The following is a 24,296-nucleotide window of genomic DNA, read 5'->3' as shown; positions in this document are numbered from 1 at the left end:
GATTCAAATGTCTACTATAACCATCGCTTGCCTGCCTGGAGATGGAATCGGGCTTGAAGTAATGGCTTCTGCAAAAGAAGTTATACAAACATGGGCCCAAACTCAGAATGAGTGTAAGATTGAAATGCAGGATTTTTATTGGGGATCTGATCATTATGTTAAAACCGGCAGGATGATGCCTGAAGATGCGATCAGCAAGCTGAAAGCCTTTGATGCGGTATTTTTAGGAGCAGTAGGAAATCCGGCGCTTGTACCCGACCATATATCATTATGGGGAATGTTAATTAAAATTAGACGTGAATTAGAGCTTTCACTGAACATCCGGCCTGCACGGGTGATCGACGGAATTCAATCTCCTTTACGATCTCCTGGAAACTTTGATTTTGTTGTCGTGCGGGAAAACAGCGAGGGAGAATACAGTGAATCCGGTGGAGTGATCCATAATGGCAAGGATGAAATTGCCGTACAGAATGCAATCTTTACAAGAAAGGCAACTGAACGGACCATCCGCTATGCTTTTGAACTTGCCAAAAAAAGAAATTCAAAGGTGACGAGCGCCACCAAATCAAATGGCATTGTTCATTCCATGCCCTTCTGGGATCGGGTGTTTCAGGAGATTGCAGCTGATTATCCCGATGTTGAAACAGAATCTGTGCATATAGATGCCCTGGCTGCATTTTTAGTTACAAAACCCCAAACCTTTGATGTCATTGTCGCTTCTAATTTGTTTGGAGATATTTTGACAGATATCGGAGGAGCAGTGATGGGGAGCATCGGCATTGCACCTTCGGCTAATTTAAATACTGAAGGCAGATTTCCATCAATGTTTGAACCGGTTCATGGTTCAGCTCCTGATATAGCAGGACAGGAAAAAGCGAACCCAATTGGGCAAGTATGGACAGCAGCCATGATGCTTGATCATTTGGGCTATCCAAAAGGGGCGGAATCAATCATTCAGGCAATTAATGAAGTGACACGACAGGAAATTAAAACTGCTGACGTCGGGGGCTCCTATTCAACAAAAGAAGTGACTCAGGCAATCTGTCATCATCTTCAATCTTTTCACTTGAAAAATAGAGAGGGAAAAACAAGATAAAAAAGAGAGCCTGGGACAAAAGTGTCTCAAGCTCTACGTCCGGTTCACTTCGCTTCAGGAGGACGCTTTCCGCAGGGACGGCGCTGAGCCCTCCTCAAGGCTTTGCCTTGAGGGGTCTCAGCTTGCCGTCATGTCCTGCAGGAGTCGCCACCTTCCGCTCCGCTCACCTAATACTCTTAATAATTAAATCCTCATTTTTAAAACTTTTTTGAGTTTCGTGCCTGCATCTCTTTAAACCAGTTTACTGCATTTTATCCTTAACAAGTGGTTAACAATTGAGTCTTATAATACCATTGATAATCCTATCGCCAGAGTGGATGCCAGCATGGCAAAGATCATTAAATAAACAACAATTTTTCTAAATGTACGATTACGCAAGAAGCTCTCCCCTTATTTGTAGGCATTGTACTTCTATTCTATCTTCACTTCAGAAAAACTGCAAGCAGGTAGTCAATAGATAAAGATATCGGTACAATAAGTGGAGAGCAGAAAAACGCAGGAGGGAAAGACATGAAAAAAGTAGATCATCTCGGGATTGCTGTGCAGTCAATTAAAGAATCGCTTCCTTTTTACACCGAAATGTTAGCGCTTACTTTTATAAGGGAAGAAATAATCACAAATCAGGGAGTAAAAGTGGCATTTATTGATGCAGGCAACGTCAAGCTAGAACTTCTTGAGCCGCTGACGGGGGAGTCGCCTATTGCAAAATTTTTATCGAAAAAAGGAGAGGGCATTCATCATATCGCTTTTGAAGTGGAGGGAATTGAAAATAGAATAGATGAGCTTAAGGAAAAAGGGCTGACCTTTATCTCAGATAAGCCCAAAAAGGGAGCTGGAGGAGCTGATGTAGCTTTTCTGCATCCAAAGCAAGCGCATGGCGTTCTTTTTGAAGTATGCGAGCACACAAGAGAAAAGGGAGAGTCGAATCATGAGTGATATGTTTGAAAAAATAAATGAGCTTTACGACAGAAGAAGAGAGATTGAATTAGGAGGAGGAGATGAACGGATTGCCCGCCAGCATGACAAAGGAAAATTGACAGCGAGAGAGCGAATTGACCTTCTAGTGGATGAAGGAACGTTCATGGAACTGAATCCGTTCATTGAGCACCGGTCAGCTGATTTCGGCATGGCAGGAATTAAAGGCCACGGAGATGGTGTTGTCACCGGTTATGGAAAAGTAAACGGACGACCGATTTATTTGTTTTCACAGGATTTCACCGTGTTTGGCGGGGCGCTTGGTGAAATGCATGCTGAAAAAATTGCAAATGTGATGGATCTTGCTGCAAAAAATGGTGCACCTTTTATTGGGTTAAATGATTCCGGCGGTGCCCGTATTCAGGAGGGCGTCGTTTCTTTGGACGGCTACGGCCATATCTTTTACCGGAACGCAGTTTATTCAGGCGTGGTGCCGCAAATTTCTGTAATTATGGGACCTTGTGCGGGCGGTGCCGTTTATTCACCGGCAATCACTGATTTTGTTTTTATGGTCGACAAAACGAGCCAAATGTTTATTACAGGTCCTAAAGTAATTGAAACTGTAACGGGTGAAAAGATTTCCTCTGAAGACCTTGGAGGTTCCAAAATACATAATACGATCAGCGGAAATGCTCATTTCAGAGCTCAAACTGAAAAAGAAACACTCGAACAGGTAAGAAAACTGCTAAGCTATCTTCCACAATCAAATGAAGAAAAGCCGCCGAGAGAGGCTGCTGCATCCACGTCAGATGACAGACCGGATCTTGCTGATTCTATTCCATTCGATCCGGTCCGTCCTTATGATGTACGGACGGTCATTGAACAAGTAGCAGATGAAGATTCATTTATGGAAATTCAAAAAGAGTTTGCACGAAACATTGTGATTGGGCTTGCGCGTATTAAAGGGGAAGTAGTCGGCCTCGTCTGTAATCAGCCAAAGGTAATGGCAGGCGGGCTGGATATAGACTCGAGCGACAAAGCATCAAGATTTATCCGATTTTGCGATTCCTTTAATATTCCCATTATCACCTTTGAAGATGTAACCGGCTTTTTCCCTGGCATCAAGCAGGAGCATGGCGGCATCATCAGGCACGGCGCTAAAATCCTTTACGCCTACTCAGAAGCAACCGTGCCAAAATTGACTGTGATTCTGCGAAAAGCTTACGGAGGAGCTTACGTTGCGTTAAACAGTAAATCAATTGGAGCGGATTTGGTTTTTGCCTGGCCCAATGCTGAAATCGCCGTAATGGGTCCGCAGGGCGCAGCAAATATTATATTCGCAAAAGAAATAGCACAAAGTGAAAATCCTGAGGAGACAAGAGCGAAGAAAATTGAAGAATACAGGGAAAAATTCGCAAATCCATTTGTCGCGGCAGCCAGGGGGATGGTTGATGATGTAATTGATCCCCGTGAAACGAGAATCAAATTAATTCAATCGCTTGAAATGCTCAGAAATAAAAAGGAAGATCGCCCTAAAAAGAAGCACGGAAATATTCCTCTTTGAGAGCAAGGCTTTGTGAAACACCGCATTTCACGGTATACTAGGCACCGTGAATACATAATTGGAGGGAATAGTATGATTAATGAGAAAAGATTGCTGGATGAATTTTTAGAGCTTGTTCAAGTGGATTCAGAAACAAAGTATGAAGCGGAAATTGCAGAGGTTTTAAAAAAGAAATTCAGTGACCTAGGAGTACATGTGGCGGAAGACAGCAGCATGAGTGAAACCGGCCACGGAGCTAATAATTTGATTTGCACACTGGAAGGAACGAAACAAGGAGCAGATCCGATCTATTTTACTTCCCATATGGATACTGTGACTCCAGGAAAAGGAATTAAGCCGGTTGTAAAAGACGGATATGTTCATTCTGACGGAACCACGATTCTGGGTGCTGACGATAAAGCCGGCATCGCAGCAATGATTGAGCTGGTTCATCAGCTTAAAGAAAACCAGGTTTCCCACGGCACGATCCAATTTATTATTACAGCAGGAGAGGAATCGGGCCTTGTGGGAGCTAAAGCCCTTGATCCTTCTTATGTAAAAGCGAAATACGGATTTGCTGTAGACAGTGACGGAGATGTTGGAGGCATCATTGTGGCAGCCCCAACGCAAGCGAAAGTAAGAGCTGTGATTCACGGTAAAACAGCGCATGCGGGAGTTGCCCCTGAAAAAGGAGTATCTGCTATTACGATTGCCTCTAAAGCAATTGCCTCCATGCCGCTTGGACGCATTGATGAAGAAACAACAGCGAATATTGGACGCTTTGAGGGAGGCAGTGCAACAAATATCGTTTGCGACAGAGTTGATATTTTGGCAGAAGCACGGTCTTTAGTTCCAGAGAAAATGGAAGCTCAGGCAGATAAAATGAAAGAGGCGTTTGAAAACGCAGCAAGTGAAATGGGCGGCAAGGCAGAAGTTGAAATCGAAATCATGTATCCAGGCTTTAAATTTGAAGAACAGGACGAAGTGGTTCAAATTGCTTTAGCAGCAGTCGAGGCAATTGGCAGAACCTCATCTTTATTGACCAGCGGAGGCGGCAGTGATGCCAATGTAATCGCCGGTATGGGTGTGCCGACAGTAAACTTAGCTGTCGGATATGAAGAGATTCACACGAAAAATGAAAAAATGCCGATTAAAGAGTTGAATAAATTAACTGAACTCCTGGTTTCAATTGTAAAAGAAGTTTCAAATCGCTAATTTGCAAAAAAAGTAATCCTTCTCTTCACAAGAATATGGTACATTAGACTTATCTATTTTAAGGTGAAGGGAAGTTTACACATGAATGACAGTCAAAAATATGTAGTATTTGCAAGTGGCAATGAAGAATATGCGATTAAAATTGAATCCATACTTTCCATTGAGAAAGACGAAAATCGCACCCCTCTTCCGCATCTGCCATCGTATATGATCGGAATTACAAGTGTGCGGGGGGATCTCCTTCCGGTTCTAGACTTTGAAAAAATTCTGGGCCAGCCTGAAGGAAATGAATCACCTCAAGCAAAAATTCTTGTATTAAAAACGGATAATCTGCTGCTGGCATTACGAGTGAAAGAAGCGAGCGAGATTCTCGATCTGCCTGCTGCTTCTATAAAAGAATTGGGTCTTATCGCCTATTCCGAAGCTAACTATTTTACAGGAATCGCACAAGCCGGGGATCGTCTAATCACGGTTGTGGATCCGGGGGCTATGGCTCACAGTTTGGAAGGCATTAAAGAAATATTCGATTATATGGTTGAGTATAAAGACCAAATGAGCACACGCCAATAAATGTAATTGGATTGCGGTAGATCCCTGAGTGAGCATGGAACCGGTTAAAGAGCCAGAGACGTTTTTTTGTCTCAGGCTCTTTTTATTCATGATAACGATTCATTATGGATCCTATTTTATACCTATATATTGTTCTGCTTTGATAAATTAAGATCCATTTCTGCAGCTTTATTAAAGAATGGCGAGAACGCCCCAACTTAACGCGACCGGTCTTGGGTAGGAAGGGTTGCTAAGTGTATTTTATATCCGGTTCTTCTTCATTTAAGATTAAAAAAGATTGTTGTACAATAAGGTGAAGGGGGTGCCGGTATGAAAAAAAGGGGAAAAATCATTTTGCATGTTGATATGAACAGTTTTTATGCATCTGTTGAAGCAGCGCATGATCCTTCTTTAAAAGGAAAACCCCTTGCCATTGCAGGCAACCCGGAAGAAAGAAAAGGAATTGTAGTGACATGCAGCTATGAAGCAAGGTCGTATGGCGTGAAAACGACAATGCCGCTCTGGGAAGCAAAAAAGCTTTGCCCTTCTTTAATTGTAATGAGACCTAACTTTGATCGTTACAGAGAAGCTTCTAAGGCGATGTTTGCCATCCTTCGTTCTTACACAGAACTCGTGGAGCCTGTATCTATCGATGAAGGGTATATGGATATGTCTGAACTGATTGATCACGACCCGATCGAGATCATACAAACCATTCAGGATCGAATACTGCGGGAACTGGATCTGCCATGCAGCATTGGTGTTGCGCCAAGTAAGTTTTTAGCTAAGATGGCTTCTGATATGAAAAAACCGCTCGGTATTACTGTCCTCCGAAAAAGAGATGTGCCCCTCATTATGTGGCCAATGGACGTCCGTGCCATGCATGGAATTGGTGAAAAAACAGCCCAAAAGCTATACGGCATCGGAGTGAAGACCATTGGAGATCTTGCGAATGGAGAAGAACTTCAGCTGAAAGCGCTGCTTGGTATAAACGGTAAAAGATTAAAAGACAGGGCAAATGGATTGGATGAAAGAAAAGTAGATCCGGAAAGCGTATATGATTTTAAAAGCGTAGGCAATTCTACGACACTGCCAACGGATGTATCAAATCAATCTGAACTGATTTCGGTCTTATTTAAACTTTCCCAAAAGGTGAGTCAGCGGCTTAAAGCGAAAGGAATGCTCTGCTACAGTCTGTCTGTTATGATCCGCTTTAAAGATCGCAAAACCATTACCCGAAGCTGCACGCTGAATAGTCCGATCGATCATGAGGATGATCTGCTTGCTGCTGTTAAATCCCTGTTTTTGTCTCACTGGGATGGAACATCGATCAGGCTGCTTGGTGTAACAGGTCAGGAACTTGTGGAGAGAAGACAGGCTGTCAAGCAGCTGGATCTGTTTTCATATGAAGAAGATGCAAGGCATGAACCTGTAGATAAAGTATTGGAAGAAATTAAAAAAAGGTATGGCACTGGTAAATTAAGCCGGGGGATTATACTTAAAAAAAATAATTACTTTCCTGCTGCAGAAACGAGCTTCAGTAAAGATTTTTTAAAGGATCATGAATAAAGGCATTTTTTTCGCCTTTAGCTGAAATAGTGTTACAATAGTGATTGATTATTTGGATGCTTGTAAAAGCAATACATCTTGCAATAGAAAGGACGTTAAACATGTCAAAACAACAAATTGGTGTAGTGGGTCTTGCAGTTATGGGGAAAAACCTTGCCTGGAATATTGAAAGCAGAGGATTTTCAGTAGCTGTGTATAACCGTTCATCCTCCAAAGTGGATGATATGATTTCAGAATCTCAAGGAAAACAGATATACGGTACATACAGCCTTGAGGATTTTGTTGAATCACTTGAGTCACCAAGAAAAATTTTATTGATGGTAAAAGCGGGTGCTGCTACGGACGCTACAATCAACAGCTTGCTGCCTTTGCTTGATAAAGGTGATATTTTAATAGATGGAGGAAACACGTTCTATAAAGATACGATCCGCCGCAACCAGGAATTAAGCGAACATGGTGTTCATTTTATTGGAACTGGCGTTTCCGGTGGAGAAGAGGGTGCGTTGACCGGTCCTTCTATTATGCCTGGAGGTCAAAAAGAGGCATACGATTTAGTGGCTCCTATTTTTGAACAGATTTCAGCTAAAGTAAATGGTGAAGCCTGCAGCACATATATAGGACCAGACGGCGCGGGTCATTACGTGAAAATGGTTCATAACGGCATAGAATACGCTGATATGCAGCTGATTGCTGAATCTTATTTCCTTATGAAAAATGTTCTGGGTCTTTCCGCGGAAGATCTGCACGAAGTTTTTGCAGATTGGAATAAAGGAGAACTGGACAGTTATTTAATCGAGATTACTGCCGACATTTTCAGGAAAAAGGATGAAGAAACCGGAAAGCCAATGGTCGATGTAATTTTGGATAAAGCAGGTCAGAAAGGAACAGGCAAATGGACAAGCCAAAGCGCTCTTGACCTTGGAACGCCGCTGCCTATTATTACTGAATCTGTTTTTGCCCGTTTTATTTCAGCCATAAAAGAAGAGAGGGTTCATGCAAGCAAAGTGCTTAGCGGCCCTGCAGCAGTTGCTCCGCAAAAAGATAAAAAAGAAGTAATTGAAGCCATCCGCCGTGCGCTTTATATGTCTAAAATTGCTTCCTATGCCCAAGGCTTCGCTCAAATGAAAGCCGCATCAGAGGAGTACAACTGGGATCTTAAATTTGGAGATATTGCCATGATTTTCAGAGGGGGCTGCATTATTCGTGCTCAATTCCTTCAAAAAATCAAAGAGGCCTATGACCGTGAACCGGGATTAACGAACTTAATGCTGGATGAATATTTTAAAGAGATTGTTGAATCTTATCAGTCTGCTTTGCGTGAAGTTATTTCCCTTGCCGTTCAAAACGGAGTTCCTGTCCCAGGATTCTCTACGGCATTGGCATACTATGACAGCTACCGCACTGAAACTCTGCCTGCGAACCTGATTCAGGCTCAGCGTGACTACTTTGGTGCCCACACGTATCAGCGTGTAGATAAAGAAGGTACTTTCCACACAGAGTGGATGGAATAATAAGCTCAGGATCAGACCTCTTCCACAGGAAAGAGGTCTTTTTCCCAAGGAGATGATGATATGACATTTTTGTCAAGAGTGTACGGTGCCTTTATGGGTTTTGCGGGAATTATGCATTTTAAAAAACCAAAGATGTTTATGAGAATCGTTCCGCCCTTTCTGCCATTTAAAAAAATGCTTGTAATCGTTTCAGGCATTGCAGAAGTTTTGATCGGCTTTTTACTCGTTATAAACAAAGGGTCTAGGATAGCTGGCAAAATGCTGACCTGGCTTTTATTGGCTGTATGGCCGGCCAACGTCTATATGGCTATTCAAAACAAACCATTGAAAAAGGGACAAAAGCCCATGCCTGTGCTGCTTTGGTTAAGAGTACTGCTTCAGTGGCCAATGATTCAATGGGCAAGAAAAATAGGTAATAAATAGTATTTTTATAGTATGTGATTTAAAAATGAGCCTGAGACATATATATGTCTCAGGCTCACTTTTTTTCTGCGCTCGGGCGGGAAGCATACTGCAGCGAAGGCGCTGAGACTTTCCAGGAACTAGCCTGTAAAGTCTCAAGCAACCGTTTCAGTTGTGTCCCAACTTCTTTTTTTCACTCCAAAGCTATTTGTTGTCGAGTTCTCCAACAGACCACCATTCGTATCCATCATCTTCCAGCAATTTAAAGCTTTTATCCGGTCCCATTGAACCAGGTGCGTAATTAGGGAATGATTCTTCTTTTGTAGACTCCCAATGATCTGAAATCTTGTCTACAAAACTCCACGATCTCCGCACTTCATCCCAGTGAGTGAAGTTTGTGGCATCTCCCATAATACAGTCATAAAGAAGCTTTTCATAAGCTTCAGGTGTATTGATGCCGTCCACGCTGCTGGCTGAATAACTAAGCTTAACAGGCTTAGTATTCACGCCCTCACTTGTTTTCTTAGCATTTAAATGCAGCGTTACGCCTTCATCAGGCTGAATGTGAATTACCAGCAGATTAGGGTCGAGCGAGTGTTCCTTATTGTAGTATAGGTTCATTGGAATATCCTTAAATTGAACGACGATTTTCGTGGATTTAACTGCCATTCTTTTTCCTGTGCGAATAAAAAATGGAACGCCTGCCCATCTGAAATTGTCAATTAATACTTTGCCTGCAACAAAGGTTTCTGTATTGGATGATGAATCCACGTTTTCTCCATCACGGTACCCATCTACCGGTTCATGATCTACTTTGCCTCTGCCGTACTGCCCCCGTACAAAATAATCATCAACTTCTTTGCCTTCTACCGGACGCATTGCACGAAGCACACGGACTTTTTCACTTCTGATCTCATCGGTGCTCAGGCTGATTGGCGGCTCCATGGCAAGGAGGGCAACCATTTGAAGCATATGATTTTGCACCATATCCCTTAAAGCACCGCTGGTCTCGTAATATCTGCCCCGCTCTTCCACGCCGAGTGTTTCGGATGAAGTAATCTGGATATTTGATATAAACCGGTTATTCCATAACGGCTCAAAAATAGCATTTGCAAAACGGATGACTTCAATATTTTGCACCATTTCCTTGCCAAGATAGTGGTCAATCCGGTAAATCTGCTCTTCAGAAAATGACTGACGGATTTGTTTATTCAAAGCTGATGCTGACGGCAGGTCATGACCAAATGGCTTTTCGATGACCAGGCGGCAGAATCCGTTCGTATCTGTCAGCCCATCCTGCTTCAGATGATCTGTTATGGTGCCAAAAAATTCCGGTGCCATAGCAAGATAAAAAATCCGGTTTCCGTCCAGTGCAAAGGTCTCATCAAGCTGATCTGCGAGCGTTTTTAATTGTATGTAAGAGTCGGAGTCAGAAACATCATGAGATTGATAAAAACTGTGCTCAATAAACGTTTCGATATGCTCTTTTGAGTGGGAAGAGGCTTCAAGCGATTCCCGCACATGCTCTTTAAAGCGGTCATGCGACCATTCTCTTCTGCCGACGCCAAGCAATGCGAACCTGTTTGACAAGCTTCCTTTTAAATACAGCTGATAAAGAGATGGAAACAGTTTTCGTTTGGCAAGGTCGCCTGTTGCACCAAAAATCATAATTAATGTAGGTTGTGTTTTTTCTTGTGTCACGTTCAGGACCTCACTTTTATAGTTATCATACTTAATTCAGCTAATCAAACTGCAAAAATTACAATATCTAAATTGTATAGATGGAGGCTTGGATATGCAACCGTTTTGCAATGAGCGTGATCAATTAATCGTCATTTACCAATAAATAACTAAATAAATTATAATTTTATTATGTAAACTTATAAACGCTTCACAGAAAAATCAAACTTATGGTATGATATTGCTCGAACGGAGGTGCAGCATGCAATTATTATTTTTAGGAACTGGAGCAGGGGTTCCTGCGAAGCATCGAAATGTGTCTGCCATTGCATTAAAACGGTTAAATAAAAAAGGAGCCATATGGCTTTTTGATTGCGGAGAAGCGACCCAGCATCAAATTTTACATACAGTGATAAAACCAAGGCGGATTGAAAAAATTTTTATTACACATCTGCATGGTGATCACCTTTTCGGTTTGCCCGGATTTCTGTCCAGCCGGTCCTTTCAGGGTGGAGAAGACCCGCTGACAGTTTACGGTCCTAAAGGAATCAAGTCATTTATTGAAACATCTCTGCAAGTCAGTTCAACTCATTTGAAGTACCAGATAGATATTGTTGAAGTGCATGATGGCATGATTATTGAGGATGATGAGACTCAAATAGAAGTGGGGGAACTTGATCATGCAATTCAATCATTCGGCTACCGCATTTCAGAAAAAGACCGTCCCGGGGAATTGCAGGCTGATCGATTGATCGATCTTGGCATACACCCAGGTCCGATTTATAAAAAACTGAAAGAAAAACAGGTTGTCGAATGGAACGGAATGAAACTCAATGGATCCGATTTTCTTGGTGAGGATAAAAAGGGGCTTATTGTAACCATTCTTGGGGACACCCGATTGTGCAGACGTTCGATAGAGCTGGCAAAAGATGCGAATCTTTTAGTGCACGAAGCAACGTTTGAACGCTCAAGTGAGAAGATGGCCCAAGATTATTATCATTCAACAACGGCACAAGCAGCCTTAGTTGCACAAGAAGCTGGTGCTGATGAATTGTGGATTACCCACATCAGTTCCCGCTATGCTGAAGAGGACTGTGAAAGACTGGCAGAAGAGGCAAAAGCCATTTTTCCAAACAGCCATCTTGCTCATGATTTTAGTGAAACCTCCATCATTACACGTAAAAACACCTGAAGCCGCATTAAAGGCAGCTCCAGGTGTTTTATTAGTTATTCCAGCCTCGTTCATATTGTACCGGCGAATTGATTTCAGTTTTTAACTCTTTTGCGGCAGTTCTCGGCCAATAGGGGTCACGGAGCAGTTCACGTGCAAGAAAAATAAGGTCGGCTCTCTCGTTTTGAAGAATTTCTTCTGCTTGAATTCCGCTTGTAATCAGGCCGACAGCCCCAACGGGAATCCCGGCACCATGACGAATGGTTTCTGCCATTTTTACCTGGTAACCAGGGTACACCTGAATTCTCGCGGGTACCACAGCACCTGAACTGACATCGATTAAATCCACACCCTGTTCTTTCATCCACTCTGCATAGGGAATATAGTCTTCAGCAGATAAACCCCGTTCATCCCAGTCACTGGCTGATACACGGACAAGTAATGGACCAGTCCACACCTCTTTAACTGCATGAATAATCTCTTTTAAAAAGCGATATTGATTTTCCTTAGATCCACCATACTGATCCTTTCTATGGTTGGATAACGGTGATAAAAATTCATTAATCAAATAGCCATGTGCAGCATGAATTTCGATGATGTCAAATCCAGCTTCAGCCGCTCTTCTTGCGCCTTGCTTAAAAGCTTCCACCGTCTCCTGAATATCCTCAATCGACATTTCAACAGGCGTTTTCATTTGATCATTAAAAGGAAGGCTGCTTGGTGCGATACTGTCGCCGTCAGCCATGGATTTTCTCCCGGCGTGAGCAATTTGAATCGCGGTTTTTGAACCAAGCTCCTTGATAAGAGAAACTAGCTCCTTCAGACCCTCAACATGATCATCGCTCCATATGCCAAGATCTTCATTGGAGATTCTTCCCTGTGGGGTAACTGCTGAAGCTTCGAGCATAATCAGTCCGACCTGCCCTGCTGCCCGGCTGCTGTAATGTATTTTATGCCAGTTTTCAACTTTTCCATCCTGATTATGGCTCGAATACATACACATCGGCGCCATGACGATTCGATTTTTTAATGTTACATCTTTGATTGTATAAGGTGAAAATAGAGCGGTTGTCATTTTTCTGCCTCCTGCACTGTTTAGAGTTCCTAAATAGTATACCAATCAGGAATAGCAGAACCAAAAGATTAGCTTTTTTTCAGCTGTTTTTTGATTTCCTTAAGCGGATAAGTAGTGCCTCTCCATTTAATACCGCCTCTAATCATGGTAAGAAAAACTGCTCTGCTTATCGCATAGATAAACAGGAGAACGGAAAGTGGAAACAACGCCACTGTCCAGGGTGAGAATAAAGTGAGTTTTTTTATAATCGCCAGGCTTATCGCTGCCAGTAAAAGGATCGTTAAAATGCTCATCATTCGAACAGGAAGCGCACTGTGAAATAAAGTGATGAACGGAAGAAATTGTGATACAAACACACCTGTGACTGCCGCAGCAGCAAGCAGGTAGCTGTAATGAAGACCAGCAAAAGTATTTTTCTCCAATCCGCGGATCGCTTCTTTAAGGGAAGGGTACCATTCAACATGGAGGAGGGACAGACCCGTCACCAGCCGCTGTTTGAGCCCATGTTTTTTTACAAGCATCCCCAGCTGTAAATCATCATCCGGGCGCATCCGGATTTTCTGATGGCCGTCTATTTCCTGATACGCTTTCCGGCTAAGCATATTAAAGGCCCCGATTCCCATACCTGTTTTTTTATGATCCTGATTTGCAGACCATGGACGCTTAAAATAGGAAAAACCAAATAGGAAAAAAGAAATAAATCCTTGTAATACAAAAGTTTTTGCCACCAAGTTTGGTGAAATAGTTAAATGATGAAGTGCATTCCTTGAAAAAAATGCAACTGCTTTCGCAAGCAGATCCGGCTCATATCGGACATCAGCATCGGTAAAAACCAGCAGATTCCCTGCAGACTTTCTGGCTCCTGTGTGAAGAGCGTGATTTTTGCCAAGCCAGCCTTCAGGTAGCTTTTTAATATGCACAACATGAATCCTTGAATCATGCCGTGCAAGCTTTTCCATTATTTTTCCGGTTCCATCTGTTGAACGGTCATTCACCAGAATCCATTCCACAGGCTGATACGTTTGTTCTAACTGGGAGCGGATGCTTTTTTCAATTGTATGTTCTTCATTTCTTGCGGCTATAATGAAGCTCACCATTCCTGCTGAAACCGTTGGTGATTCATTTGAGAGGTCCTGCAGCTGAGAAAGCCCCTTAAATGTATCAATCGCAACAAAAAGCCAGAAAAGCGTAATAAGACTTAGTAAGATAAACATCGCGATTTCTTCCTTTTTAATTAATGGTACCGGAATAAAAGACCGGCTTGCAAATGTAAGTGCTTAATCAGCCTGTTCGAATAAAGTGCGCAGCCTTCCTGAATGTTCTGTGGCTTCTTTGATACAGGCTTTAAATGCTTCTTTTACATGATGTTTTTCAAGCTCCCTGATTCCAGCTTCTGTAGTTCCACCTTCACTGGTTATAGCTTTTCTGAGATGTGAAGGGGACTGATTTGTCATTGTCAGCATTTTAGAAGCCCCTTGAAGTGTCTGAAGAATAAACGGTTTAGCTTCTTCCTGCGTAAGTCCCAATTCAACTGCAGCCTGTTCCATTGCTTCGACTACATAATAAATGTAAGCAGGCCCGCTTCCGGATAAGCCCGTCACAAGATCAAGCCTGCTTTCTTCCACGATGGTAACGGTGCCGACAGCAGAAAAAACAGACATAGCCAGCCCCTGCTGTCTTGGAGATACATGAGTATTAAAAGCCAGACCGGTGGCTGATTGTTGAATGGAAGCGGAAGTGTTAGGCATAGCTCTTGCAATTGGAACGGAATAGGTAAGCCGTTCTGAAATAAACTCAATCGATAATCCTGCAAGAACCGAAATAATCAGCTGATCCTGGGTGACGTAAGAGCGAATACTTTCTAGAGCTGCTTTGGCATCTTTCGGTTTCATTGCCAGTATGATGACTTCTGCGCCTTTCATTATTTCACCCAGATCATAGCTGATATTAACCCGGTACAAATCTTTTATTTTTTGAAGACGTGCAAAGTCAGAGCGGTTTGTTACCCAAAGATTAATATCTTTTAAATTTGGTGCTTGAATCATCCCCTGAATCAGTGATTCTGCCATTGAACCAGCTCCTAGAAAAACAACTTTCATGTTCATTCCTCCCTGTATTTTACTTTCCAATCTACAATTTAAGGCAGCTCCAAATGATTTGTTACCCCCATTTAAAGCAATGTACGTTAGTACAAAAAAGTAATAAAGCTAATAATTTTTTTAGATAAGTAATTATCACGCTTTTCGAAATACAAAAAAGCCCATTCATCCCCTATGAAAGGACGAAAGAGCTGCTTCCGTGGTACCACCTTAGTTTGCCGGATCTAAAAAATCCGGCACTCTCCAATTCCCGTAACGAGGGAGAACGGACAGGTTTTCCTGTCACTCAAAGGCAGGTTCGATAATGTGATAAACGTCGAAGTTTTTCAGCCTGTGAACTTCGGTCTCTTTCGTTTCAGCACGATCTACTAGTCCTTGTCATTGCATTGGCAGATGAATTGATTATATGTGATTATGCGCACCTTCGATCTCTCTGTCAAGCATTTTTACGAAGAAGATGACTTTTTATAAAATAAGGGATAAACTAGAGAGGAAGTGAATGACTATTCATTAATTTAGGGAGGCACCAGATGACCATTTTTAACCATGAGATTGCTCAGTTAACCATCCCTACTCCGTTTGCTGTAGGAGATGTTCATGTATATGTAGTAAAAGGGGAGTGCATAACTTTAGTGGATACAGGACCCAAGACAAAGGCGGCCTGGGAAGAAGTCCAAAGACAGCTCTCGGGAATTGGTCTTGTGGCTGATGATATTGAGCAGATTGTCCTGACGCATCATCACCCCGATCACGCGGGTTTAATTGAGAAGTTTCCGCAGGCAGAGATTATTGGATCCAAGCAGGGAGAGCGGTTTTTAGTTCGTGATGAAAACTTTCTTACCCTTCATGATTCTTTTTACAATGATTTTTTCCGGTCGATGGGGCTCCCCGACTCCTATTTAGTACTGATTGAAAAAATGAAGGAACCGCTGCTCACACTGGGAAACAGAGGACTGGATAGCGCAGTATCAGAAGGGGACGTGCTGAAGGGTTTACCTGATTGGACCATTATTGAGACACCTGGTCATTCTCAGGGGCACATCTCTTTATATAGAGAAAATGATGGATTGTTAATCGGAGGGGATGTATTGCTTGCTAAAGTCTCATCCAACCCCTTAATCGAACCTCCGTTTGCTCCTTTTGAAAAAAGGCCATTCCCTCAGCTGCAATATAATGAATCGCTAAAACGACTTCAAATGATGAAACTTTCTGCCGTGCTTCCGGGTCATGGTCCACTGGTGACAGATGCTGCTTCGCTGATTTCTCACAGACTGAAAAAACAGCATGAACGCGCTATGTATGTGAAAGGGCTCCTGCTGCTTAAAGAGCTGACAGCATTTGAAATCTGCAGCCAATTGTTTCCTTCAGTTTACCGCATGCAACTGGGGTTAACACTCTCTGAAACGATGGGGCAAATTGATTACTTAATGGCAATTGGGGAAATAGAAACAGTAGATCGCCGGGGGGATGCGTTTCTTTACCGGGCGTTGACGAAAATTAAGGAGCCAGTCTAAATGAACAGCAAATTGGAAGGTAAAAAGATCGTAATCACGGGTGCATCGAGCGGACTTGGAGGTGAAATTGCCAAAAAATGCGCTGAGCAGGGAGCCATCCTTTTTTTGGTGGGAAGAAATAAAGAAAGGCTCGAAGAGATTGTACAGGAAACATCTTTGCTCGGAGCCCCTGAAGTTCAGGCTTTCGAATTAGATCTGAAGGAAACAGAAAACATACAAAATCTTGTTGAAGCAATGGATCAGCAAGCTGGAGAAATCGATGTATTAATCAATAACGCAGGGTTTGGCCTTTTTGAGAAGCTTGAGCAAACCGCAAATGAAACCGTACGGGACATGTTTAATGTCAACGTTCTTTCCTTAATTGTACTGACTAAATCCATTCTTCCATTAATGAAGCGGGGGGGCGAGGGGCATATTATTAATATCGCTTCTCAGGCAGGTAAACTTGCCACACCTAAATCAAGCATTTATTCTGCCACCAAGTTTGCTGTAATCGGTTTTTCAAACAGCCTCCGAATGGAATTGGCAGATGAGAATATAAAAGTAACCGTCATAAATCCCGGGCCAATCAATACTTCCTTTTTTGATCAGGCAGATTCGTCAGGTACATATGCCCAAAGTGTCAAGCGCTGGATGCTTGACCCTGAAAAAGTTGCAGCTAAAACCGTCAGCTGTATTTATACAAATAAGAGGGAAATTAATATGCCGGTATGGATGAATGTCTTGTCTGTCATCCATACCTTATTTCCTTCTATAGTGGAAACAGTCGGCAAAAAAGGTTTTCATTCTAAGTAAAGATGCAAACTACTCGTCGAGAATTTTTTCAGCACGAACACAGGATTCAAACTTCCCTTTGTGAGACGCATCGCAAAACGGCATATTACGGGATAAACCACATCTGCAAAGCGAAAACACTTTTTTTGTTTGATACAGATTTCCTTCTGCATCGATGAGTTCAACATCTCCGGTCACTTTTAATGATCCATTATCCATCACTTTTATTTGGGCTTTTTCCATTCATCAAACCTCCCTATTATTTATGCGTTTTCATTTAAATCATGAAGCAAAATAGCTTGAAAAGCAAGTTGCTCTTAAAGTGGCCGCACAGGTGATATACTAAAAAAACAGGAGGGATCAACGATGAAAATTGAAATAACAGAAAGAGCTGCTGAAAAGATTCGTGAAAAGATGATAAATAAAAATGGTTTTGTAAAATTAAAATATGATACGGAAGGAACCGGATGTGTGATGAATGGGGTGCCGGTGCTTTGGTATGTGGATGAGCCGGAAGAAGGGGATGTTTCGATTGAAACGAATTTCTTTCCAATCCTTGTGGAAAAACCCAAGATGGTTTTTTACGATAAAGAATTAAAGATTGACTATTCGGAAGGCTCAAAAATGTTCCAGCTCAAGAGTCCCGGGCAGACCATTAACGGGCGAATGGGCTTTAAAAATCAATCATCCTTAACTTGAAAGCTTGTTTAAAGCTTGAAATAAAAAACGTAAATGAAGAGCTTGGGACAAAAGTGTCTCAAGCTCTTTGACCGGTTCGGCTGCGCTTCAGGCGGACGCTTTCCGCAGGGACGGCGCTGAGCCTTTTCAGGGCCTTGCCCTGTAAAGTCTCAGCTTGTCGTCATATCCTGCAGGAGTCGCCACCTTCCGCTCCGCTCACCTATTACTAGTAAAAAATATATCCTCTTTTTTAAAACTTTTTTGGGTTTTGTCCCAAGCTCTTTTTTCCGGTTCGCTGCATGTAAGCTGACACTTCTTGCAGAGACATAAGCTTGACCCTCCCAAAAACCCGGCTAATACTCATTCTCCCCATCCACCCCTCAAGAGAAGCTGTTTCCCTATCTCCTTAAACACGTTCAATTTTTATACTATCTCAGAGATATTCCTACAAACCATTTTCGGTCAGAAAATCATCTATGCACCTGCTGTATTCTTCTTCATTAGCTACATAGGACTGAGCGTGGTCCCCATTTTCAGCAATAAAAAGCTTTTTAGGACCTCTTTTCATTTCATACAGCTGTTCTGTCATATGAGAGGGAATAAATCCATCATTTTTACTGTGAATAAACAGGACCGGTTTTTTTATGTTGGCAGCGGCATCTTTAGGAGAAACAGATTGGATGCTGTAGCCGTCTCTGAGTCTGATGAAAAAAGCGGCCAGCGAAATAGCAAGCCTGGGTGAGCCAATCACTTCTCTATCTTTTTGAATCATATAAGCCAGCTGTTCTCTGAAATCGGAGAATGGGCAGTCCGCAATATAAAAATCGGCACGGTCTTCTACAGATCCTGCATAAAGCAGCGCGGTAGCTGCTCCCATGGACTCGCCATGAATGCCGAAAATAACATCTTCCCCTTCCCGTTGGATTAATGTATCTACGACGGCTTTTAAATCAAGCTTTTCATAAAATCCGAAGCTTGTCGTTCTTCCCCCGGACTCTCCATGCCGCCTGTGATCAAAAATGACAGCATTAAATCCTTTTGACAAAAAAAGGTTCATGTATTTAATAGAATTAACTTTATTTTCAGTTACGCCATGGCAAAAAATAACATATCTTTTTGAAGGGTGAGGATGGACGACAATGGTTTTAATTTGATAGCCGTGAGGAGATTGAATCCAAATTTCTTCTTTAGGGAGAGAATCATATTCCTTTAGAATAAGGCGCTTAGCAGAGACCTCCCGCTCAAAAATGACAGTATCTTCTTTTATCGCCATATACATAATGCGGTTTGATAAATAGAAGCCAAGCCCTGCAGTTAATGCTCCGGCTGCTCCGGCAACTGCACTGCCAATCAATAGTGCCCTCTTTTTCATCCGATCACCTCAAACGCTGTATTTTCATAAATGCTGAGAAGGCCGCCTTACATATTCAACTTCCTTTTTCAATCGTACTGCTAATATAATACCCGCTCTGAAAGGGCCTTGATACATAAGGCTTTATGATTGAGATCGCTTCTACAAGGATGTCGGGATTAATGCCGGTTTGAATCCCCATGTTCTGCAGCATGTAGACTACGTCTTCTGTAGCTACGTTGCCGCTTGCTCCCGGTGCAAATGGACAGCCTCCCAGGCCCCCGGTTGAACTGTCAAAACGATCAACCCCTGCAAGCAGTGCTGCATAGATATTGGCCAGTGCCATTTTTTTTGTGTCGTGAAAATGAGCAGTCAATAGAATTTCAGGAAGCCCGCTTTTCAACAGGGAAAAAAGTTCAAAGGCTTCTTTCGGTGTTGCCCTTCCGATTGTATCAGCTACACTTAGCTCATCTACTCCCGCTTCAGCGAATTTACGGCACAAATCCAGTGTGCTCGCTGGTTCAATTTGTCCTTCATATGGACAGTAGAAAGAGGTGGAGATACAAGCTCTGACAAAGATTCCTTTCGTTTTCAAGTTTTTTATTTGAGGGATAAGGTCTTCCATCGCCTCTTTTGTCGATTTATTTATATTCTTCTGATTGAAGGTAGAACTGACTCCGAGAAAAACGGCAATTGATTTTGCTCCGGAAGACAGTGCAGCCTCAATTCCTTTTTTATTTGGTGCGAGAACAATGGTCCCTTTTTGATTTCCCGTTTTATTCATTATTTCCTTTGAATCCATCATTTGAGGAACCCACTTAGGTGATACAAAAGAAGTTACCTCCATTTCTTTAAAACCTGCAGACCATAAATGCCGGATAAATGCCAACTTCGTGTCCGTCGGCACAAATTGCGCTTCATTTTGCAGACCATCACGTGGGCCCACTTCAATTAAAGTAACAGACTCAGGCAGCTTCATTTTATGTCCCCCTTGGTTAATCGGTACTAAATTTATCGTAACAGAAAGTTTTATAGCGAAAAAGAAGGAATTAAAGCGTTTTCATAGAAACCTTTATAAGGAGATTCTATTTAAGGAGGGTGCTGCATGTCAAGAGAAGCAGTGATTGTAAGTGCAACAAGAACCGCAATAGGAACCTTTAACGGAGCGCTTAAAGATGTGAGTGCTGTAACACTTGGAGCAATTGTGATAAAAGAAGCAATATCAAGAGCGGGAATTCAGCCTGAACAAGTAAACGAAGTGATCATGGGCAATGTTTTGCAGGCCGGACTGGGCCAAAATCCTGCACGACAGGCAGCGATTGAGGGGGGACTGCCGGACCATGTTTCTGCCATGACCATCAACAAAGTATGCGGATCCGGTTTGAAATCAGTGCATCTGGCTGCTCAAGCTATTTTTTCGGGGGATGCGGATATTATTGTGGCAGGTGGCATGGAAAATATGAGCAGAGCCCCCTACTTGATTGAGAATGGAAGAGAAGGCTTTAAAATGGGAGATCAAACAATCAAAGACAGCATGATTAAAGACGGCCTTTGGTGTGCTTTTAATGATTATCATATGGGTCAAACAGCTGAAAATTTATGCGACCGTTACTCAGTAAGCAGAGACGAACAAGATGAATTTGCTGCAGCAAGCCAGCAGAAAGCAGCAGATGCGATTCAGAGCGGAAGGTTTGAAGATGAGATTACAGCTGTCAGTATTCCTCAGAAAAAAGGAGATCCGATTCTTTTTAACGTGGATGAGTATCCCCGTAAAGGAACGACAAAAGAATCACTTGGCAAGCTTCGTCCGGCATTTAAAAAAGATGGAACTGTAACAGCTGGCAATTCATCGGGTATCAATGACGGGGCAGCAGCTGTTGTGGTAATGGCAAAAGAAACAGCAGAAAGGCTCGGACTCGCTCCGCTTGTAAGCATTGTAGCGAATGCAAGTTCTGGAGTAGATCCTGCAGTTATGGGTCTTGGTCCGGTTGAAGCAGTAAACAAAGCTCTTCAAAAAGCTTCACTTTCATTGCAGGATATTGAACTGATCGAAGCAAATGAAGCGTTTGCCGCTCAGTCATTGGCGGTCGATCGGGAACTTTCATTTAATAAAGAAATTTTAAATGTAAATGGCGGTGCCATCGCTCTCGGACATCCAATCGGAGCAAGCGGCGCAAGGGTTTTAGTTACATTGATTCACGAAATGATCAAACGTGATGCGAAATCAGGTCTTGCTGCTTTATGCATAGGCGGGGGACAGGGAGTGGCGACTGTTGTATCGAGACCCCAGTCAAAGGAGGAATTTCATTGAAAACGATCTATGAAACTGCAAACGAAGCAGCACTGCACGTAAAAGACGGGGACACCATCATGGTTGGGGGATTTGGTTTGTGCGGAATCCCTGAAAATTTAATTCTCGCTTTGCGCGACAGCGGAGTGAAGGATTTGACAGTAATTTCAAATAACTGTGGGGTGGATGACTGGGGTTTAGGACTCCTGCTTCACAACAAGCAAATCAAAAAAATGATCGGCTCCTATGTAGGTGAAAATAAAGAATTTGAACGTCAGGTTCTTTCAGGGGAGCTTGAGGTTGAACTGGTTCCACAGGGAACGCTTGCTGAAAAAATCCGGGCAGGCGGCGCTGGAATTCCAGCTTTTTATACACCAGCTGGCGTCGGAACACCTGTTGCAGAAGGGAAAGAAACAAGAATATTTAATGGGAAAGAGTATGTGCTTGAAGAGGCGCTAGCGGCGGATGTGAGCTTTGTCAGGGCATGGAAAGGTGATCGCATGGGTAATTTAATTTACCGGAAAACCGCGAGAAACTTCAATCCAATGATGGCTGCTGCAGGGAAAATCACAGTAGCTGAAGTAGAGGAGCTTTTGGATAAAGGAGTATTTGATCCAAATGAAGTACATACCCCAAGTATTTATATCCAATATCTATTCCAGGGAAATCAGGAAAAGAGAATAGAAAGAAGAACGATTACTAACAAATGAAATGAATACAATACGAGGGGGCAGCATGTATGGATAAAGCAAAAATCCGGGAGACGATAGCAAAAAGAGCTCAAAAGGAGATTAATGACGGGGACTATGTGAATTTAGGAATCGGGATGCCTACGCTGGTCGCAAATCATTTATCTCCCCAAAAAGAAGTTGTACTGCAATCGGAAAACGGGCTGCTCGGCATCGGTCGTTATCCTACGGAAGAAGAGGTGGATGCCGATCTTATCAATGCTGGAAAAGAAACAGTGACAGCGGTTAGCGGAGCATCTTATTTTGACAGTGCCGAATCCTTTGGAATGATCCGGGGAGGGCATGTAGATATTGCCATATTAGGGGGAATGGAAGTATCAGAAAAAGGAGATCTGGCAAACTGGATGATTCCGGGCAAAATGATTAAAGGAATGGGCGGTGCTATGGATCTTGTGCACGGCGCCAGAAAAATAATTGTCATAATGGATCATGTTAACCGTGAAGGACAGTCGAAAATTTTAAGAACCTGTTCTCTTCCTTTAACAGGGAAGAATGTGGTGGATCGAATTATTACTGAGCGCGCGGTTATAGATGTTACAGACAATGGATTACGATTGACTGAAGTTGCTAAGGGTTATACGATTGAAGAAGTTGTGCAAACCACTGAGCCTGAACTGGATGTTTCAGGTGAAATTAAATTAGATGCATTTTAACTTAAACAGCTCAAAGTAAAGGGGGAGCGGAATGAAGCGAAAAGGGAAAGCAAGTGAGCGTGAAGACCGTACTCCAACACTGAAAGACTCCTTAAACGTGGAAATGCTCTCAAAGCTGAAAGAGACAAAGAAAAATCTGGTCAATCTTGAAGCAGAGAGAGAACAGGAAAAAAAGAGGGAACAAGAAAAAGCACGTCTTCTCAGGGAACAAAGCAAGTCATTTGAAGAATTACTCGAAGAAAGTCCACAAAATTGGCAGGATTACAAAAAGTAGAAAAAGAGGCTCAGCGCCGTCCCTGCGGAAAGCGTCCGTCTAAAACGTAGCGAACCGGAAAATGAGCTTGAGACACTTTTGTCCCAAGCTCATTTTTTATTTCTTTTTACAAACGATGTTCCGTATAGCCCTTATTGTTTGTTATTTCTTTGAGCAGTTCATATTCAGCTTCTGTAAGCGGATCTGCAGCTATGGCTTCAATATTGGATCTGACCTGATCTGGAGAACTGGCACCTGCAATGATAGATGCCACTAGAGGATTAGCAGCATTAAATTTTAATGCGACTTCGTTCATTGACCGGCTGTCTCTAAATTTTTGATGCAGCGTGTCAAGAGTGTACTCCAATGCTTCATATGTATAATGAAGATATCCATCCTCTTTTATTTTTTCACTGGCTTTTGACAGCATTTTTTCACTCAGCAACCCCTTTGCCAGAGGTCCTCTTGTAATGGCTGACACAGAATGCTCATTTAAAATCGGAAAAGCCTGTTCTTCAGGACGGCGGTCAAGCAAACTGTATTGCATCATATTTGAAACCATTCCTGATTTTTCAGCATATTCTTTTATTACATTCGGCCGAATAGAGGAAATGCCGTATTCTTTTATATAGCCTTGAGATTTTAACTGTTCAAATGCTTCAATGGTTTCATCTATTGGATCTTCCAATGTACCGCCATGCAGCTGGTATAGGTCGATATAGTCCACCTCAAGCCTCTTTAAACTGTTTTTCACCTGTTCGGTTATATATTTTTTGGAAGGATCCCATGTCCAGTCATCGCTTCCTTCCTCCCAGCGATTTCCAACTTTTGAGGCAATCACAACCTCGTCTCTAACGTTTTTTAACGCTTTCCCTACCAGTTTTTCATTTACCCCGAAATCATAGAGATCAGCGGTGTCAAAGTATGTAATCCCGCCGTCAAGGGCTGCTTCTATGATAGACTGGGCTTTATAATCATCCTGGCCAATCGACATGCAGCCAAGCCCTAAAATGGAACTTTCAAGCTGTGATGAACCGATTTTTCTTTTCTCCACTTTAACCAACTCCTCATTTTGTCTTACTATAGTATATACTCCTTCTCATACGTCTCTAAACAAGATTGAAACAGCCGAATAAGGGTAATTAAGCAAAAGCAAACTGTTATTGAGTTGATACTGCTTATGCTGTACATTACCAGGTCTAAATGGTT

The 24,296-nt window shown here is 42.5% G+C and carries 25 protein-coding genes; 16 read left to right on the top strand and 9 right to left on the bottom strand.

Translation table 11 applies throughout. The annotated features are described in order from the left end of the window. The first annotated feature begins 7 nt into the window (after nt 1–7). Complete coding sequence (locus tag P6709_RS03150) at nt 8–1,096, top strand: tartrate dehydrogenase (protein WP_278239425.1); 1,089 nt, start codon at nt 8–10, stop codon at nt 1,094–1,096. A 282-nt stretch (nt 1,097–1,378) separates the two neighbouring features. On the opposite strand, the gene prli42 is transcribed toward P6709_RS03150, so the two are convergent. After that, nucleotides 1,379–1,474, bottom strand: coding sequence for a stressosome-associated protein Prli42 (gene prli42 / locus P6709_RS03145; protein WP_278239424.1), 96 nt, complete (start codon nt 1,472–1,474; stop codon nt 1,379–1,381). Nucleotides 1,475–1,606: 132 nt separating this feature from the next. Between prli42 and mce the strand changes: the two genes are divergently transcribed. The 7 genes from mce (at nt 1,607) to P6709_RS03110 (ending at nt 8,821) form a co-directional block, all read left to right on the top strand. Then, nucleotides 1,607–2,032, top strand: coding sequence for a methylmalonyl-CoA epimerase (gene mce / locus P6709_RS03140; protein ID WP_278239423.1), 426 nt, complete (start codon nt 1,607–1,609; stop codon nt 2,030–2,032). Continuing rightward, nucleotides 2,025–3,575 carry an acyl-CoA carboxylase subunit beta gene (locus tag P6709_RS03135; RefSeq protein ID WP_278239422.1) on the top strand — a complete coding sequence of 517 codons (1,551 nt, stop codon included), beginning with the start codon at nt 2,025–2,027 and terminating at the stop codon, nt 3,573–3,575. The genes mce and P6709_RS03135 overlap by 8 nt, the downstream gene beginning before the upstream one ends. Before the next feature lie 72 nt (nt 3,576–3,647). Then, nucleotides 3,648–4,769, top strand: coding sequence for a M20/M25/M40 family metallo-hydrolase (locus tag P6709_RS03130; protein ID WP_278239421.1), 1,122 nt, complete (start codon nt 3,648–3,650; stop codon nt 4,767–4,769). Between the two features lie 81 nt (nt 4,770–4,850). Next, a complete protein-coding gene (locus tag P6709_RS03125) occupies nt 4,851–5,339 on the top strand; it encodes a chemotaxis protein CheW (RefSeq protein WP_278239420.1) in 489 nt (162 codons plus the stop codon). Between the two features lie 309 nt (nt 5,340–5,648). Further along, nucleotides 5,649–6,887, top strand: a complete 1,239-nt coding sequence (locus P6709_RS03120) for a DNA polymerase IV (RefSeq protein WP_278239419.1) — start codon at nt 5,649–5,651, stop codon at nt 6,885–6,887. Between the two features lie 101 nt (nt 6,888–6,988). Next, a complete protein-coding gene (gndA, locus tag P6709_RS03115; RefSeq protein ID WP_278239418.1) occupies nt 6,989–8,398 on the top strand; it encodes an NADP-dependent phosphogluconate dehydrogenase in 1,410 nt (469 codons plus the stop codon). Nucleotides 8,399–8,458: 60 nt separating this feature from the next. Next, complete coding sequence (locus P6709_RS03110) at nt 8,459–8,821, top strand: DoxX family protein (RefSeq protein WP_278239417.1); 363 nt, start codon at nt 8,459–8,461, stop codon at nt 8,819–8,821. A 183-nt stretch (nt 8,822–9,004) separates the two neighbouring features. On the opposite strand, the gene zwf is transcribed toward P6709_RS03110, so the two are convergent. Continuing rightward, nucleotides 9,005–10,468: a glucose-6-phosphate dehydrogenase gene (gene zwf / locus P6709_RS03105; RefSeq protein WP_442905297.1), complete on the bottom strand. Its 1,464-nt coding sequence runs from the start codon at nt 10,466–10,468 to the stop codon at nt 9,005–9,007. A 274-nt stretch (nt 10,469–10,742) separates the two neighbouring features. On the opposite strand from zwf, the gene rnz reads away from it, so the two are divergent. Beyond that, nucleotides 10,743–11,672 (top strand): ribonuclease Z, encoded by a 930-nt coding sequence (gene rnz, locus P6709_RS03100; RefSeq protein WP_278239415.1) that lies wholly within the window; start codon nt 10,743–10,745, stop codon nt 11,670–11,672. Between the two features lie 31 nt (nt 11,673–11,703). Here the strand turns inward: rnz and namA are convergent, their stop codons facing one another. The 3 genes from namA to proC form a co-directional block, all read right to left on the bottom strand. Beyond that, entirely contained in the window at nt 11,704–12,726 is a 1,023-nt protein-coding gene (namA, locus tag P6709_RS03095; protein ID WP_278239414.1) for an NADPH dehydrogenase NamA, read from the bottom strand. 68 nt (nt 12,727–12,794) lie between these two features. After that, nucleotides 12,795–13,940 carry a glycosyltransferase gene (locus P6709_RS03090; RefSeq protein ID WP_278239413.1) on the bottom strand — a complete coding sequence of 382 codons (1,146 nt, stop codon included), beginning with the start codon at nt 13,938–13,940 and terminating at the stop codon, nt 12,795–12,797. Nucleotides 13,941–14,003: 63 nt separating this feature from the next. After that, a complete protein-coding gene (proC, locus tag P6709_RS03085) occupies nt 14,004–14,825 on the bottom strand; it encodes a pyrroline-5-carboxylate reductase (RefSeq protein ID WP_278239412.1) in 822 nt (273 codons plus the stop codon). Nucleotides 14,826–15,355: 530 nt separating this feature from the next. On the opposite strand from proC, the gene P6709_RS03080 reads away from it, so the two are divergent. Beyond that, the gene (locus tag P6709_RS03080) at nt 15,356–16,339 is read left to right on the top strand and encodes an MBL fold metallo-hydrolase (RefSeq protein WP_278239411.1); all 984 of its coding nucleotides are present in this window, start codon (nt 15,356–15,358) and stop codon (nt 16,337–16,339) included. Continuing rightward, nucleotides 16,340–17,134 (top strand): SDR family NAD(P)-dependent oxidoreductase, encoded by a 795-nt coding sequence (locus P6709_RS03075; RefSeq protein ID WP_278239410.1) that lies wholly within the window; start codon nt 16,340–16,342, stop codon nt 17,132–17,134. Between the two features lie 9 nt (nt 17,135–17,143). Here the strand turns inward: P6709_RS03075 and P6709_RS03070 are convergent, their stop codons facing one another. Beyond that, nucleotides 17,144–17,356: a CDGSH iron-sulfur domain-containing protein gene (locus P6709_RS03070; protein ID WP_278239409.1), complete on the bottom strand. Its 213-nt coding sequence runs from the start codon at nt 17,354–17,356 to the stop codon at nt 17,144–17,146. A 123-nt stretch (nt 17,357–17,479) separates the two neighbouring features. Here P6709_RS03070 and P6709_RS03065 point away from each other — a divergent pair, with 123 nt between their 5' ends. Then, complete coding sequence (locus tag P6709_RS03065) at nt 17,480–17,812, top strand: iron-sulfur cluster biosynthesis family protein (RefSeq protein WP_278239408.1); 333 nt, start codon at nt 17,480–17,482, stop codon at nt 17,810–17,812. Between the two features lie 424 nt (nt 17,813–18,236). On the opposite strand, the gene P6709_RS03060 is transcribed toward P6709_RS03065, so the two are convergent. Next, nucleotides 18,237–19,163 (bottom strand): alpha/beta hydrolase, encoded by a 927-nt coding sequence (locus tag P6709_RS03060; RefSeq protein ID WP_278239407.1) that lies wholly within the window; start codon nt 19,161–19,163, stop codon nt 18,237–18,239. 55 nt (nt 19,164–19,218) lie between these two features. Continuing rightward, entirely contained in the window at nt 19,219–20,121 is a 903-nt protein-coding gene (locus tag P6709_RS03055) for a hydroxymethylglutaryl-CoA lyase (RefSeq protein WP_278239406.1), read from the bottom strand. A gap of 126 nt (nt 20,122–20,247) precedes the next feature. Between P6709_RS03055 and P6709_RS03050 the strand changes: the two genes are divergently transcribed. The 4 genes from P6709_RS03050 to P6709_RS03035 are packed head-to-tail and all read left to right on the top strand — an operon-like array spanning nt 20,248 to nt 23,108. Then, on the top strand, nt 20,248–21,453 hold the full coding sequence (locus P6709_RS03050) for an acetyl-CoA C-acetyltransferase (RefSeq protein ID WP_278239405.1): 1,206 nt from the start codon (nt 20,248–20,250) through the stop codon (nt 21,451–21,453). Then, nucleotides 21,450–22,142, top strand: a complete 693-nt coding sequence (locus tag P6709_RS03045) for a CoA transferase subunit A (protein WP_278239404.1) — start codon at nt 21,450–21,452, stop codon at nt 22,140–22,142. The genes P6709_RS03050 and P6709_RS03045 overlap by 4 nt, the downstream gene beginning before the upstream one ends. A gap of 29 nt (nt 22,143–22,171) precedes the next feature. Continuing rightward, on the top strand, nt 22,172–22,834 hold the full coding sequence (locus tag P6709_RS03040) for a 3-oxoacid CoA-transferase subunit B (RefSeq protein ID WP_278239403.1): 663 nt from the start codon (nt 22,172–22,174) through the stop codon (nt 22,832–22,834). 31 nt (nt 22,835–22,865) lie between these two features. Further along, entirely contained in the window at nt 22,866–23,108 is a 243-nt protein-coding gene (locus P6709_RS03035) for a YqkE family protein (protein ID WP_278239402.1), read from the top strand. Nucleotides 23,109–23,214: 106 nt separating this feature from the next. On the opposite strand, the gene P6709_RS03030 is transcribed toward P6709_RS03035, so the two are convergent. Further along, nucleotides 23,215–24,141 carry an aldo/keto reductase gene (locus P6709_RS03030; RefSeq protein ID WP_278239401.1) on the bottom strand — a complete coding sequence of 309 codons (927 nt, stop codon included), beginning with the start codon at nt 24,139–24,141 and terminating at the stop codon, nt 23,215–23,217. Nucleotides 24,142–24,296 lie beyond the last annotated feature (155 nt).

The organism is Jeotgalibacillus sp. ET6, assembly GCF_029667115.1.
Taxonomy (GTDB): domain Bacteria; phylum Bacillota; class Bacilli; order Bacillales; family Jeotgalibacillaceae; genus Jeotgalibacillus.
The sequence above is the reverse complement of the archived record's forward strand: the minus strand, read 5'-3'. Positions and strand labels throughout refer to the sequence as shown.